Genomic DNA, 797 nt, shown 5'->3' with positions numbered 1-797 from the left:
GGGCATGCAGTCGTGGCAAGCCCTCCGATGCCATATCGGCTCTTGAAGCTGGCTGAGGGTCATGGGTAATCAGGAAAGATTATTACTTAAAAGTACGCAAGGGGAAAATGGAGGGCACGATAAAAGAGGGCCGTGAGATGATTATTTCAAGGAGTGGGCAGGAGAGCAAGGTTATAATTGAGGTAATGTCTCCGCTAGCTAAAATACAGGGATTTGAAAAAATTTCTGAAGCCAAAGCTAAGGCTCCAAGCCAGTGCCTATTCGAACTAAAACGTCCTGCCGAAATTTGGCGATCTTTCGCTGATGAGATGGAAGTTGAAGGAACATTGTATTGGTTCAGGCATACCTATATAACTAATGAGATACTTAGGGGAGAGCCGCTTGCACACATTGCTGCGCAGGTCGGCAACAGCGTAAAAATGATCGAACGGCACTACTCTCATGCAACTATGAGACGAATTCGAACTGCTGAATTGGATAGAAATAAAAAAGACAAATGATAAATAGATAGATTTCTAACGTTGAATAAAAATACTATCACTACCATAGCGAGTGAGTGATATCTGAGCACAATTGAAATTTAAACACCCGCGTGTTAGCTTCGCACACGCTCGTGCCACTTCGTTGTTATTCGATTTGTATTATTAGGGAAGGTGCGAATAAGCGGGGAAATTCTTCTCGGCTGACTCAGTCATTTCATTTTTTCAGTTTGAGCCGATCTTTTCTCCCGTAAATGCCTTGAATCAGCCTATTTAGACCGTTTCTTCGCCATTTAAGGCGTTATTCCCAGTTTTTAG

The 797-nt window shown here is 42.9% G+C and carries 1 protein-coding gene; it reads left to right on the top strand.

Annotated elements, in window-relative coordinates; all coding sequences use genetic code 11:
* Positions 1-107: 107 nt before the first annotated feature.
* Complete coding sequence (locus tag PG888_RS23005; RefSeq protein WP_102989303.1) at positions 108-500, top strand: hypothetical protein; 393 nt, start codon at positions 108-110, stop codon at positions 498-500.
* The last annotated feature ends 297 nt before the right edge of the window (positions 501-797 follow it).

This window comes from Aeromonas sp. QDB23 (assembly GCF_027707745.1).
GTDB lineage: Bacteria > Pseudomonadota > Gammaproteobacteria > Enterobacterales > Aeromonadaceae > Aeromonas > Aeromonas allosaccharophila.
This window is presented reverse-complemented; position numbering and strand designations above follow the sequence as displayed.